The sequence below is a fragment of the Frigoribacterium sp. Leaf186 genome (genome assembly GCF_001423905.1).
Classification (GTDB): Bacteria; Actinomycetota; Actinomycetes; order Actinomycetales; family Microbacteriaceae; genus Frigoribacterium.
The window spans coordinates 796,570-810,170 of record NZ_LMPQ01000001.1 but is presented as its reverse complement, the minus strand read 5'-3'; the positions used below and the strand labels follow the sequence as shown (position 1 = coordinate 810,170).

Genomic DNA, 13,601 nt, shown 5'->3' with positions numbered 1-13,601 from the left:
GGTGCCGGCCTCGAGGACCGGCACCGCGCCTCCTGCGCTCGCCTCGCCGACGAGCCTCAGTCGAGGCCGAGCTTCTTGCGGAGCGACGCCACGTGCCCCGTCGCCTTGACGTTGTACAGCGGCAGCTCGACCGCCCCCTGCTCGTCGACGACGAACGTCGAGCGGATCGTGCCCGTCACCATGCGTCCGTACGAGTTCTTCTCGCCGTAGGCGCCGTACGCCTCGTGCACCGTCAGGTCCGGGTCGCTCAACAGCGGGAAATTCAGCCCCTGCTCGTCCTTGAACGCCCGCAACGCCTCGGGCTCGTCCTTCGAGACGCCCAGCACCTGGTAGCCCGACGACTTCAGCGAGTTGATGTTGTCGCGGAAATCACACGCCTCGGTCGTGCACCCCGGCGTCGACGCCGCAGGATAGAAGTACACGATGACCTTCCGCCCCGAGTAGTCGGCGAGCGACACGGGCGAACCGTTCTCGTCGTCGAGGGTGAACGTCGGCGCCGCAGCGCCCTTCTCGAGCTTCGTGGCCATGGTGCTCCGATCTGCGGGCGCCCCGAAGGGCACCGGTGGTTCTGAGTGGGTCGCATCTCATGCTAGTGTTGACCGTCGTTGCGAGAGATCGCAGCTCGCACCTCTAGCTCAATTGGCAGAGCAACTGACTCTTAATCAGTGGGTTCTCGGTTCAAGTCCGAGGGGGTGCACGAAAGAATTGGGTCCCCCGTGTTCTGCTTCGCAGAACCGGGGGATTCTTTCGTCGTATGGGTTTGGTCCGCTCCGCGGACCGCGGCCGACGCCGCACGGGGGGCAAGCCGGGCCCGCCAGGTCGCCGTTGCGCGGGGGTGACGTCGCTTCGCTCGTCACGGTGCACGGGGGCAACATCGCTTCGCTCGTTGCACCCGGGGGCAACGTCGCTTCGCTCGGTGCACGCGGGGCAACGTCGCTTCGCTCGTTGCACGGGGGCTGGGGGTGGCCCCCGAACGGGTGATCTTGGTGGGGGTTGACAGAGGGGCGTCGTGGGGGGCGCGTGGTGCGCGCCGAGCGGACCGGGGGGCCCGGGGTGTGAAGGGTGCGGCCTGGCGGCGACGGACAGGCCCGGAACGACGGGGGGTACACGCCGAGTCCCCCAAGAGGCCGACTTCACAGAGTGACGCATCGCAGGCCGGCATCGCAAGGACGAATCACGATTCACCCTGTGCCCCGGACGGGTGACGGCGTCCCCGCGAGCGGGACCGGCACCCGGGCAATCTGCCCCGCGCCCTCGATCCCGGGGCGGATGTCGACTTACTCTCACTCCCAGATCGTGGTTCGCCGCCCGAACGGCGCCGGACTCCCGACCGGCTCCCACGATCCGACGTCACCCGGACGTCCGTCCCACCGCAGTGCCGCACCCCGGCACTGCCGCACCACCGCACTGCCCTCAACCCCTTTCACCCGAAGAAGAGGTCACCCGAACAATGCACATCGTCGTGTCCGGCGGAGCCGGATTCCTGGGATCGCACCTGTGCGAGGCCCTGCTCGCCCGAGGAGATCGCGTCACCTGCGTCGACAACCTGTCGACCGGTCGCACCGAGAACCTCCGCACCGTCGAGGACCACCCTCGATTCCGTCTCGTCCTCGCCGACGTCACCACATGGGTCGCCGACGCCGACGACCACGTCGACGCCGTCGCCCACCTCGCCAGCGCCGCCTCGCCCCCCGACTACCACCGGATGCCGCTCGAGACCCTGCTCGTCGGCAGCCGGGGGACCGAGAACCTGCTCGAGCTCGCCGACCGGCACGGCGCCCGCTTCGTCGTCGCCTCGACGAGCGAGGTCTACGGCGACCCCCACGTCCACCCGCAGCGCGAGGACTACTGGGGGCACGTCAACCCGGTCGGTCCCCGCAGCGTCTACGACGAGGCCAAGCGCTACGCCGAGGCCGTGTCGATGGCCTACGCCCGGAGCCGCGGCACCGACGTCGGCATCGTCCGCATCTTCAACACCTACGGGCCGCGCATGCGCGCCGTCGACGGCCGCGTGGTCACCTCGTTCATCGCCCAGGCCCTGAACGGCGACGCCCTCACGATCTACGGCGACGGGTCGCAGACGCGCAGCTTCTGCTACGTCGACGACCTGGTCCGTGGCCTCGTCGCCATGCTCGACAGCCACGAGACCGGCCCGGTCAACCTCGGCAACCCGTCCGAGCGCACCGTGGCGAGCCTCGCCGAGCTCGTCGTGGCGCTCTCGGGGTCGGCCTCGGACATCGAGTACCACCCCCTGCCGCAGGACGACCCGACCCGCCGCCGACCCGACATCACGAGGGCCCGCGAGGTGCTCGGCTGGACCCCGACCGTCGGCATCCTCGACGGGCTGAAGCGCACCGTCGAGTGGTTCGCCGGACGACCCGAGGAGGTGCGCGAGGCCGCCGAGGCCCTCACCGGTGGTCAGCCCACCGGCCGCGACGCCGTGGTCACGGCCACCCCGGTGGACGCACTGGCGGACCACGTCATCGTGGCCCGAGGCGACTCCGGCCCGTCCACCCGACTCGACGAGCGCCTCGCCGCTCGACCGGCCGCCTGAGACGGGGGACGACACGTGAAGATCTCCGTCATCGGCACCGGGTACCTCGGTGCCGTGCACGCCGCCGGCATGGCCGAACTCGGCCACGAAGTGCTCGGCGTCGACTCCGACGCGCACAAGATCGCCGAACTCGCCGCCGGGCGGGCACCGTTCCACGAACCCGGCCTCGGGGAGCTGCTGGCCCGGGGCGTCGCCTCGGGGCGCCTGAGCTTCAGCACGAGCCTCGAGGACGCGGCCGCCTTCGCCGACGTCCACTTCGTCTGCGTCGGCACCCCCCAGGAGCCCGGTTCCGACCGCGCCGACCTCCGGTTCGTGGACGCGGTCGTGGCCGGACTCGCCGCGCACCTCGTCCGACCGGCGTTGATCGTCGGCAAGTCGACCGTCCCGGTGGGCACGGCACGGCGACTCGCCGCCCTGGCCGCCTCGGCGGCTCGGCCGGGCGTCGCGCCGGCCCTCGCCTGGAACCCCGAGTTCTTGCGCGAGGGGTTCGCCGTCGAGGACACCCTCGCCCCCGACCGTCTGGTCTTCGGGGTCGACGACGCCTCGTCCGAAGCGGTGCTGCGCGAGGTGTACGCCACCGTGCTCGACCGGGGGACGCCGACCCACGTCACCGACCTCGAGACGGCCGAACTGGTCAAGGTCGCGGCCAACTCGTTCCTCGCGACGAAGATCTCGTTCATCAACTCGATGGCCGAGGTCTGCGAGGCCGTCGGCGCCGACGTGACGGTCCTCGCCGACGCCATCGGCGAGGACGCCCGCATCGGCCGCAAGTTCTTGAACGCGGGCGTCGGCTTCGGCGGCGGGTGCCTGGGCAAGGACATCCGGGCGTTCCGGGCCCGCGGGCACGAGCTGGGCGTCGGGCAGGCGCTCGAGTTCCTGGCCGAGGTGGACGCCACGAACGACCGTCGACGCCAGCGGGTCCTCGACCTGGCGGCGGCCCGGTTCGACGGCGACCTCGTCGGCAGGCGGGTCACCGTGCTGGGGGCGGCCTTCAAGCCCGACAGCGACGACGTGCGCGACTCGCCGGCCCTCCACGTCGCCCGAGGCCTCCACGACCTCGGTGCCGTCGTCACGGTGCACGACCCCGCCGCCGTCGACAACGCGCGTCGCGTCGCGCCGCAGCTGGGCTACGCGGACGACCTCGGCGACGCCGTCGCCGGGGCGGAACTGCTCGTGCTGCTGACCGAGTGGCGGCAGTACCGCGAAGCCGACCCGCGCCTCCTCGCCTCGCTCGTCGAGGACGCCGTCGTCGTCGACGGTCGCAACGCCCTGGACACCACCCTCTGGACCGCGGCCGGTTGGACGGTGCACGCCCTCGGGCGGCCCGTGTCGGCCCCGGTCTGGAACGTCACCCCGTTCGTCGAGACGGCATCGCCCGTCCGTCAGGAAGAAGCAGTCGCATGAAGATCCTCGTCACCGGCGGAGCCGGGTTCATCGGTTCGCACGTCGTCGACATCCTGCTCGAGCAGGGCCACGACGTCCGCGTGTTCGACAAGCTCGTCGAACAGGTGCACGGTGGGGCCGGACCCCTCCACGTCCCCCAGGAGGCCGAGTTCGTGCTCGGCGAGATGACCGACCGGGCCGCGCTCACCGCCGCCCTCGACGGCGTCGACCAGGTGGTCCACCTGGCGGCCGAGGTCGGCGTCGGGCAGTCGATGTACGAGATCTCGCGGTACGTCGACGCGAACACGGGCGGCACGGCCCTGCTCCTCGACATCCTGGTGAACACCGAGCACCAGGTGAAGAAGATCGTCGTCGCGTCGTCCATGTCGATCTACGGCGAGGGGTCGTACACCTGCGTCGAGCACGGGACGGTCGCGCCGCGCCTCCGCACCGAGGCCCAGCTGATCGCACGCGACTGGGAACCCGGCTGCCCGGTCTGCGGACTGCCGTCGGCGCCCCTGCCCACGGCCGAGACGAAGCCGCTGTTCCCGACGAGCGTCTACGCGATCTCGAAGATGGACCAGGAGCTGCTCGTGCTCTCGGTCGGCGCCGCCTACGGCATCGACGTCACCGCGGTCCGGTACTTCAACGCCTACGGCCCCCGCCAGGCGCTGTCCAACCCGTACACGGGCGTCGCCGCCATCTTCAGCGGTCGACTGCTGAACGGCGAGCGGCCGATCGTGATGGAGGACGGCGAGCAGATGCGGGACTTCATCCACGTCAAGGACGTCGCCCGGGCCACCGTGCTCGCGCTCACCGCGCCCGGTGCCTCCGGCCAGGCCGTCAACATCGGCGTCGGCGACCCCATCAGCATCGTCGAGGTGGCCCGCGTCCTCGCGAAGGCCCTCGGTCGTGAGGACATCGAGCCGATCGTCACGGGGGAGTACCGGGCCGGCGACATCCGTCACTGCTGGGCCGACCCGACCCTCGCGAAGGCGGTCCTCGGCTTCGAGCCCGAGTACCGGTTCCGGGAGAAGGGCGTCCAGGAGCTCGTGGCCTGGGTGAGCGAGCAGACCGCCGTCGACCGGGTCTCGGCGGCCAACGACGAACTGCGCAAGCGAGGGCTGACCGTATGACCGGGGACCTCCTCACCTGGTCGCTGGTCGTCGTCCAGGTCGTGTACCTGGTCGGCATCCTGGTGACCTACTGGTTCCACCTGCTGCCCGTCGACCTCGTGGACCGCGAGCAGGCGCCCACCCGGCCGCTGCCGAAGATCGTGCTGTTCTACCCCGTGCTGCACGAGCTCGAACAGACGATGCGCACGACCTTCACGGGCATGCAGCGCGCGGACTACCCCGCCGAGCTGCTGCGCGTCGTGTCGATCCCGAACTCGGACGACCACGAGACGATCGCCTCGCTCGAGCGGCTCAGGCTCGAGTTCCCCTTCCTCGAGGTGATGGCGGTGCCGCCGACCACGGACCCCAGCTGGGACGCGGTGTGGAACGCCTGGAACGAGAACCCGAAGGCCTACTGGTGGCACCAGGACAAGCGCCGGGGCGACCGCGACCTGCCGCCGAAGAAGACGCGCCAGCTCGTCTGGGCGACCTACCAGGTGGCCCCCGGCAACGAGGACGCGCTGCTGTCGTACATCGACGCCGACAGCGTCGTGCCGACCGACTACTGGCGGACGGCCGCCGTCGGCATGGAGACCTTCGACGTCGTGCAGAACACGAACATCACCGGGAACCTGATGAGCAGCTGGCCGGCGTCCTTCTACGCGATGGACCACATCGCCTGGGACTCCACCCTCTACAAGCACATGACCGCCCACGGCAAGCACCCGTTCTACGTGCTGGGCAAGGGGTTGTTCTTCCGGTTCGGCGACGTCGTGGCGGCGGGCGGGTTCCACCCGTGGCTGACCATCGAGGACCCCGAGGTCGGCATGCGCCTCTGGACGAACGGCGCCCGCCTCGGCGTCGTCGAGTCACCCCTGATCGAGGAGGTCCCGGCGACCTGGAGCCAGGGGGTCACCCAACGCAAGCGCTGGGTCGCCGGGTTCTTCCAGTCGTTGCACACGCCGCTGGTGCGGATGGGCATGACGCCGGCGCAGCGGTTCCGGGCGCGGCTCAACTTCGTCCCGTGCCTGTCGTTGGCGTTCAACCCCGTGGGCTTCGCCGTCGGGCTCTGGGCGATCGTGGCGGTGCTGGCCTTCGGCGTCGTGCTGCCGGTCGGTGCGGTCGTCCTGTGCCTCGTGACCGCCTCGCTGGCCCTCGCCCTCATGGTGAACGGCATGGTCCGCGCGGGGGTCGCGTCGAGACCGGTGCTGCCCCGCCGACGGGACCGGCTGGCCTACGTCGCGCGCGTGAACCTCGTCTTCGTGCTCGGCTACTGGCTGTGGTGGCTGCTGCCGCTCGTCAAGGGCTACAGCATGTTCCTGCGAGACGGCGGCCTCGTGTGGGAGCGGACCGAGAAGCGGGACGCCAACAACGTGCTCGTCCGTCTGGGCTCCGCCGGGGACGACCTCGACGACCAGCTCGTCGCCCCCGTCTCGATCCGTCGGGGCGCCCACGCGTCCGGTCGAGAGGCGGACGAGGTCGTCGCGGGCTGAGGTCGGCCCTAGCCGTTGCGGACGGCACCGACCGGGATGGTGCCGCCCACGGCGCGGGTGCCGCGGCCGAGGGCGGGCAGCCCGGACGAGCCGCTGCGACGGGCGACCAGCCTGTCGACCCGGGGGGCGAGCGAGGCGGGGTCGAGCCCGGCGGCCAGCGAGGCGACGGACGGTCGGACCCGGAAGGCCGACAGGCCGGAGCGACGCTGGCTGGAGTTGCCGGCCGGCACCGGGTCCGTCCCCCCGAGGGTCGTGTTGCCCACGACGGTCTGGGCCACCCGGTCGAAGGCCCGCGGGGTCGACAGCGGCGCGATCACGTTGTTCGCGATGACGACGCCGTTGTCGACCACGGGCCGGTCGAGGACCACGGCGATGTCGGTGGACCCCGTGATGGCCGGGCTGGCGGTGCGCAGGTTGCCGACGACCGTGTTGTTCACGACGTCGACGTCGCGCGAGTTGTAGACGTAGACGCCGCGTCCGCCGCAGGCCACCACGACGTTGCCCTCGACCAGGCCTCGCTTCGGGTAGGGCGGCAACCCGGCCGACAGCGAGTTGGGCACGGCGAGGGAGTCGACGCTGATGCCGTTGCCGTCCGTGACGAAGTCGAATCCGCCCGGCGCGTAGGGCACCGTGCAGACGACGTCGAAGACGTGGTTGCCGACGGCCCGGTAGCCGTAGCGCCCGTCACCGACGGACGACCCGAGCGACTGCCCGCCGAAGAAGCTGATGCCCGAGGTGTTGTACGTCGACCGCCGCGAGGTCGCGTGCACCCGGTTGAAGAAGACGTCCACCGCGTCCCACCCGCCGGCCGGCAGGGCCGTCCCGCCGACCGTCGCCGCCCCCGTGGCGAAGCAGTTGACGCCGCCGCCGGGGAAGTCGTGGACGTCGCAGGCCCAGATCGCGACGGCGTGCGACCGGCGGAAGACCGCGACGCCCGAGGGGTCGGGGTCGGGCGACGCCTGGTCGCCGCGGATCTCGAGACCGTGGACGCCGACGTGGCTGGAGAGCTGGACGTCGAGCCCGTTCGTCCAGCGGGTGCGGTCCCACGAGGCACGCGAGGCCGACACGTCGATGACGGCCTTGGCGCCCGGGGCCGCCTCGATCGTGATCCAGGCGGTGGGCGTGCCGTGACGGTCGAAGAACTCGGTGTGGCCGTAGGTGCCCGTCGCCACGACGATGCGGTCGCCCGGTCGGCTGACGTCGACGGCGGCCTGGATGCTGCGCTTGGCCTGGTCGGGCGCCAGGCCCGAGCGCGCGTCGTCACCCGTGCCCGACACGTGGAGGGTGCGGAGGCCGCCGGGGTAGGTCTGCCGGAACAGGGCCAGGGTGTCGATGCGGGGCACCGTCACGGTGGTGGCGGCGGCCGCCGGCGACGCCGAGACCAGGGCCACGGTGGCGAGGCCGACGCCGGCCGCGGCGAGCAGCCCGCGCCGCGAGACGGCGTGGCCGAGCAGGTCGGGGTGGAGCGGAGGCACGAGACGGTCCCTTCGGTCGCGCGACGGCACGGGCCGGGTGGGGCTGTCGCCCTCCGGCAGGTGCTCCCCAGTGTGACGCGACCGGGGTGGGTGCCACACGCCCCTCTTCGGGGACGGTGGGCGCGGTGCCCGGCGCCGACGGCCGAGGAGGCGCGGTGCGCGGCCGCGCGACCCGCGCCTCCTCGGGGTGGTCGCGCCTACTGCCCGTCGCGGGGGACCTGCGAGGCCGCGTCGCGACCGGTCACGGGGTAGGGGCCGGTCATGCCCTCGCGCAGGCGCGCGGCGGCGAGGATGCGGTCGCGCTGCAGGTGCCAGCCGAGCATCAGCAGCGGGATGATCACGACGAGCGACATGACGGTGAACGACCCGATCGGCCAGTCGATCGCCATCAGGACGATGACCGCCGCCAGGAAGGCCAGCGTCAGGTAGCTCGTGACCGGCGCACCGGGCAGCTTGAACGAGGGCTCCTTCGCCTTGCCCTGCTTCGCCCACTGGCGCAGCCGCATCTGGCACAGGATGATCGTGCCCCACGCGGTCAGGATGCCGAGCGAGGCGATGTTCAGGACGATCTCGAAGGCCGTGTTCGCCCCGACGATCGCGTTCAGCACCACGCCCAGCAGGGTGATGCTCGCGGTCAGCAGGATGCCGCCGAACGGCACGCCGCCCTTCGACATCTTCGTCGTGAACTTCGGTGCCGAGCCGTTCATGCCCATCGAGTGCAGCACGCGACCGGTCGAGTACAGGCCGGCGTTCAGGCTCGAGAGCGCCGCCGTGACCACGACGAAGTTCATGATCGAGCCGGCGATCTCGCCGACCTCCGGGCTGCCGATGCTGCCGAAGAACGTGACGAACGGGCTCTCGCCCGCCTTGTAGGCCGTGTAGGGCAGCAGCAGCGACAGCAGCACGAGCGAGCCGACGTAGAACACGGCGATGCGGATGATCACCGTGTTGATCGCGCGGGGGACGACCTTCTCGGGGTTCTGGGTCTCACCCGACGCCGTGCCCACGAGTTCGATCGCGGCGTAGGCGAAGACGACGCCCTGCACGACGATCACCGCGGGCAGCAGGCCGTTCGGCAGGATGCCCGAGGCGGCGACGAGCCCCCATCCGGTGTCGACGGCGGCACCGTCCTGGGTGACCGGGAACGCCGCCGCGAGCCACACGACGCCGACCACGAGGAACACCACGAGGGCGGCGACCTTGATGATGGCGAACCAGAACTCCATCTCGCCGAAGACCTTGACGGCCAGCAGGTTGACCGAGAGCACGACGGCCAGCGCGACCAGGGCCAGCAGCCAGTCGGGCGCCGCCGTGAAGGCCGACCAGTAGTGCAGGTAGAGGGCGACCGCGGTGACGTCGACGATCGCGGTCATGGCCCAGTTCAAGAAGTACATCCAGCCGGCCGCGTAGGCGAACTTCTCGCCGAAGAACTCGCGGGCGTACGAGACGAACGAACCGGACGACGGACGGTGCAGCACGAGCTCGCCGAGCGCGCGCAAGATGAAGAAGGCGAACACGCCGCAGATCGCGAAGACGATCGCGAGCGCCGGGCCCGCCGACGCCAGGCGTCCGCCGGCCCCGAGGAAGAGCCCCGTGCCGATGGCGCCACCGATGGCGATCATCTGCAGCTGGCGTGGCTTCAACCCGTGCTGGAAGCCCTCTTGTTCGTGCGAGAAGTCTTGGGGCAGGTGCGTCTCGGTCGAGGCGTCGCCGCCCCCGTTCGTGGGACTCGTCATCGGTCGACCGTAGCCCGTATCGGGTCCGGCCGCGTCACGACCGGCCGCCGGGCGAACCCCCAGGAGGCGCGGGGGCGATTCACACGCGCGTAACGAAAGCGTGACGATCACGATGCCCATGGGCACGGGCGACACGCCGTGACGGGGTACGTCCCGGGTCCCCTCGACGACGGGTCGCCACGCGGATGGACGACAGATGTCGGCTACGGTCGTGGAGGCCCGAGAGCATCGGGCCCGTCATCATCAGGACGCGCAGACCGGTGGTCCGACCCACTCGGACACAGGTCGTCGTACGGTCTGGTGGCGCGAGGGTCCGGTCCCATGACCGACCCGGCGGAGGTCAGGTTCGCCCCGTGACACCACGGTGGGCTTGAGCCGACACGATCCGCACGCGTCGTCGACCCGTCCGCCCGACCCGATCGCCGCCGACGGCGAGCCGGCCCGAGCGGCCGGTGCCCCCTCGGCGCGCCTGGAGACACCTGTGACCACAACGCCTGCCGTGCGTGCCCGGAACCTGTACAAGGTGTTCGGCCGCCGACCCAAGGACGCCGTCGCCCGACTCGAGGCCGGTGCCTCGCGCACCGAGGCCGCGGGCCTCGGCACCGCCGCCGTCATCGACGCCTCGTTCGACGTGCAGCCCGGAGAGATATTCGTCGTCATGGGGCTGAGCGGCTCGGGCAAGTCGACGCTCATCCGCATGCTCAACGGACTGCTCGAACCCACCTCGGGTTCGGTGGAGGTCGCCGGCGCCCGGATCTCGGACGTCCCGGCGAAGAGGCTCCGCGAGGTGCGTCGCCGGGACGTCTCGATGGTGTTCCAGCACTTCGCCCTGCTGCCGCACCGGAGCGTCCTCGACAACGTGGCCTACGGCCTCGAGGTGCAGGGCGTCGCCAAGGCGGCGCGCCTCGCCAAGGCCCGCGAGGTCACCGAGATCGTCGGGCTCGCCGGGTGGGAGGACAAGCTGCCGAGCCAGCTCTCCGGTGGCATGCAGCAGCGCGTCGGCCTCGCCCGTGCCCTCGCCGCCGAGACCGACATCCTGCTGATGGACGAGGCCTTCTCGGCCCTCGACCCGCTGATCCGCCGAGAGATGCAGGAGCAGCTCGTCGAGCTGCAGGCCAAGCTCGGCAAGACCATCGTCTTCATCACCCACGACCTCAACGAGGCGATGTTCCTCGGTGACCGCATCGCCGTCATGCGCGACGGGCGCATCGTGCAGATCGGCACGCCCGAGGACATCCTCACCGACCCGGCCAACGACTACGTCGCCCAGTTCGTGCAGGACGTCGACCGGGCCCGCGTCCTCACCGCGGCGAGCGTCATGGAGCCCGCCCGCGCCGTCGTCCCCCTGACGGTCGGCCCGCGCGGCGCCCTGCGGTCGCTCCGAGACCTGCAGACCGCGGCCCTCTTCGTCACCGGCCGCGACCGCAAGCTGCTCGGCTGGGTGCGCGACCGCCACGTCATGCGGCAGGTCAAGGCGAACGACACCGACCTCGCCGCCATCGTCAACGCCGAGTTCTCGAAGGTCGGGCCCGACGCGGCCCTCGTCGACCTGTTCGAGCTCGCCGTCGAGAGCCCGCTGCCGATCGCCGTGGTCGACGACGCCGACCGTCTGCTGGGCGTCATCCCGCGCGTCACGCTGCTCGCGGCCCTCGGCAACGTCGACACGACCACCTCGCCCGTCCCCGTGCTCGAACCCGTCACCCGCATCTCGGACGTCGAGCTCGACGCCACCCTCGAAGGAGCCACCCGATGAACGAGTACCTGCGCATCCCCTTCGGCTCCTGGGTCTCGGACGTCGTCGACCTGGTCACGACGAACCTCGGCGGCTTCTTCGACGTCGTCCGCCTGGTGTTCTCCTTCTTCTACGAGTGGGTCGCATACTTCTTGAGCGCGCCTCCGTTCTGGGCGGTCGTGATCGTCATCGCGGCCCTCGCCTTCGTCGCCAAGGGCTGGAAGTTCGCGGTCGGCACGGCCGTCGGCCTGCTGTTCATCGGCACGGTGAACCAGTGGGAGAACGCGATGTCGAGCCTCGCCCTCGTGCTCGTGGCCAGCACGCTCGCGATCGCGCTGAGCATCCCGCTCGGGGTGCTCGCGGCGAAGTCGGACGTCGCGTCGGCCGTCATCCGGCCCGTGCTCGACTTCATGCAGACGACCCCCGCCTTCGTCTACCTGATCCCCGCCCTGCTGTTGTTCCGCGTCGGAGTCGTCCCCGGCATCGTCGCGACCATCGTGTTCGCCATGGCGCCCGGCGTCCGCCTGACCGAGCTGGGCATCCGGGGCGTCGACCACGAGGTCGTCGAGGCCGGCCAGGCATTCGGCTCGTCGCCGTGGCGCATCCTGCGACAGATCCAGCTGCCGCTCGCGAAGCCCAGCATCATGGCCGGCGTCAACCAGGTCATCATGCTCTCGCTCTCGATGGTCGTCATCGCCGGCATGGTCGGCGCGGGCGGGCTGGGCGGCGACATCGTCGCGAGCCTCAACCGCATCGACGTGGGGCTGGGTGCCGAGGCCGGCGTCTCGGTCGTCATCCTCGCCATCGTGCTCGACCGCATGACGGCTGCCCTCGGCTCCGACCGTCACAGTCGGCGGGTGGCCCGCGCGCAGAACCGCCGGTCCGTCCCGCCGGCCCCGGCCCCCGACCGGGCCGAGGCCGAACAGCCGCTGCCTCCCGCCGACCGCCGCGAACCCGCGACGGCCTCGGCCTAGACCCCGACCGGCCAGACCGACCGACCAGACCCCGACCGGCCAGACCCCGACCACCTGCGGGACGGGTGCCGCCCCGGCACACCCGACCCGCGCCTCCTGCACCACCCGAAAGGACCACATGAACAAGCGCACCATCGCCGCATCGATCGCCCTCGGCACCACCACCGTGCTCGGACTCGCCGCCTGCTCGCCTCCCGGCAGCAGCTCGTCGGCCGAGGGCGAGACGCTCGACAACGGCGACCAGGCCGTCGTCGACCTCGCCGTGTTCAACGGCTGGGACGAGGGCATCGCGGCCTCGTGGCTGTGGAAGACCGTCCTCGAGGACGAGGGCTACACGGTCGACCTGAAGCCGGCCGACGTCGCCCCCGTCTACAGCGGCCTCACCACCGACGACTACGACGTCGTGCTCGACACCTGGCTGCCGACCACGCACGCGTCGTACATCGAGCGGTACGGTGACGACCTGACCGACCTCGGCGCCTGGAACGACGGTGCCAAGCTCGCGGTCGCCGTCAACGAGGACGCCCCGATCGACTCGCTCGACGAACTCGCGGCGAACGCCGACCTGTTCGGCGGCACGATCGTCGGCATCGAGCCGGGCGCGGGCCTCACCGCGGCCGTGCAGGACGAGACCATCCCGACCTACGGCCTGAGCGACATGCAGCTGCAGACCTCGTCGACCGCCGCCATGCTCACCGAGCTGAAGAGCGCGACCGACGCCGGCGAGGACATCGCCGTGACGCTGTGGAGCCCGCACTGGGCCTACGACGCGTTCCCGATCAAGGACCTCGCCGACCCCGAGGGCACCCTGGGCGACGCCGAGGGCATCCACTCGTTCGGCGGCAAGAGCTTCACCGCGGACTTCCCGCAGCTGACCGAGTGGCTGCAGGGCTTCACGATGGACACCGAGACCCTGTCGTCGCTCGAGAACGCCATGTTCAACGGCGAGGAGGTCGACGGCGACGACTACGCCCCGGTCGTCGAGAAGTGGATCTCCGAGAACCAGGACTACGTCGACGGCCTCACCAGCTGACCCGACCCGCGCACGACGACGCCCCGGCCGAGCCCCGCTCGCCCGGGGCGTCGTCGCGTCGTCGACCGGGGCGTCGTCGAGCGGCCGGGGCCGGGTGACGCGGCCG

Annotated in this window: 10 protein-coding genes and 1 tRNA gene; 8 read left to right on the top strand and 3 right to left on the bottom strand. The window is 71.1% G+C overall.

Features of this window, described 5'->3' with window-relative positions:
• Window positions 1-56: 56 nt before the first annotated feature.
• The gene (bcp, locus tag ASG05_RS03715; protein WP_056257416.1) at window positions 57-527 is read right to left on the bottom strand and encodes a thioredoxin-dependent thiol peroxidase; all 471 of its coding nucleotides are present in this window, start codon (window positions 525-527) and stop codon (window positions 57-59) included.
• 97 nt (window positions 528-624) lie between these two features.
• On the opposite strand from bcp, the gene ASG05_RS03710 reads away from it, so the two are divergent.
• The 5 genes from ASG05_RS03710 (at window position 625) to ASG05_RS03690 (ending at window position 6,545) form a co-directional block, all read left to right on the top strand.
• Window positions 625-697: transfer RNA gene (locus ASG05_RS03710), tRNA-Lys, on the top strand.
• 753 nt (window positions 698-1,450) lie between these two features.
• The gene (locus ASG05_RS03705) at window positions 1,451-2,554 is read left to right on the top strand and encodes a UDP-glucuronic acid decarboxylase family protein (RefSeq protein ID WP_082486326.1); all 1,104 of its coding nucleotides are present in this window, start codon (window positions 1,451-1,453) and stop codon (window positions 2,552-2,554) included.
• A 15-nt stretch (window positions 2,555-2,569) separates the two neighbouring features.
• Window positions 2,570-3,958, top strand: a complete 1,389-nt coding sequence (locus ASG05_RS03700) for a UDP-glucose/GDP-mannose dehydrogenase family protein (RefSeq protein ID WP_200936690.1) — start codon at window positions 2,570-2,572, stop codon at window positions 3,956-3,958.
• Complete coding sequence (locus ASG05_RS03695) at window positions 3,955-5,073, top strand: NAD(P)-dependent oxidoreductase (protein WP_056257413.1); 1,119 nt, start codon at window positions 3,955-3,957, stop codon at window positions 5,071-5,073. The genes ASG05_RS03700 and ASG05_RS03695 overlap by 4 nt, the downstream gene beginning before the upstream one ends.
• Window positions 5,070-6,545, top strand: a complete 1,476-nt coding sequence (locus ASG05_RS03690; RefSeq protein ID WP_082486324.1) for a glycosyltransferase family 2 protein — start codon at window positions 5,070-5,072, stop codon at window positions 6,543-6,545. The genes ASG05_RS03695 and ASG05_RS03690 overlap by 4 nt, the downstream gene beginning before the upstream one ends.
• 8 nt (window positions 6,546-6,553) lie before the next feature.
• On the opposite strand, the gene ASG05_RS03685 is transcribed toward ASG05_RS03690, so the two are convergent.
• Together ASG05_RS03685 and ASG05_RS03680 are read right to left on the bottom strand one after the other, a co-directional pair.
• Window positions 6,554-8,020, bottom strand: coding sequence for a hypothetical protein (locus ASG05_RS03685; protein ID WP_056257409.1), 1,467 nt, complete (start codon window positions 8,018-8,020; stop codon window positions 6,554-6,556).
• Between the two features lie 197 nt (window positions 8,021-8,217).
• Window positions 8,218-9,756: an amino acid permease gene (locus ASG05_RS03680; RefSeq protein ID WP_056257406.1), complete on the bottom strand. Its 1,539-nt coding sequence runs from the start codon at window positions 9,754-9,756 to the stop codon at window positions 8,218-8,220.
• 481 nt (window positions 9,757-10,237) lie between these two features.
• Here ASG05_RS03680 and ASG05_RS03675 point away from each other — a divergent pair, with 481 nt between their 5' ends.
• From ASG05_RS03675 to ASG05_RS03665, 3 genes are all read left to right on the top strand, one after another.
• Entirely contained in the window at window positions 10,238-11,509 is a 1,272-nt protein-coding gene (locus tag ASG05_RS03675; RefSeq protein WP_235491373.1) for a glycine betaine/L-proline ABC transporter ATP-binding protein, read from the top strand.
• On the top strand, window positions 11,506-12,462 hold the full coding sequence (locus ASG05_RS03670; protein WP_082486322.1) for a proline/glycine betaine ABC transporter permease: 957 nt from the start codon (window positions 11,506-11,508) through the stop codon (window positions 12,460-12,462). Before ASG05_RS03675 ends, ASG05_RS03670 begins: the two co-directional genes overlap by 4 nt.
• A gap of 118 nt (window positions 12,463-12,580) precedes the next feature.
• The gene (locus ASG05_RS03665; protein ID WP_056257405.1) at window positions 12,581-13,495 is read left to right on the top strand and encodes a glycine betaine ABC transporter substrate-binding protein; all 915 of its coding nucleotides are present in this window, start codon (window positions 12,581-12,583) and stop codon (window positions 13,493-13,495) included.
• The last annotated feature ends 106 nt before the right edge of the window (window positions 13,496-13,601 follow it).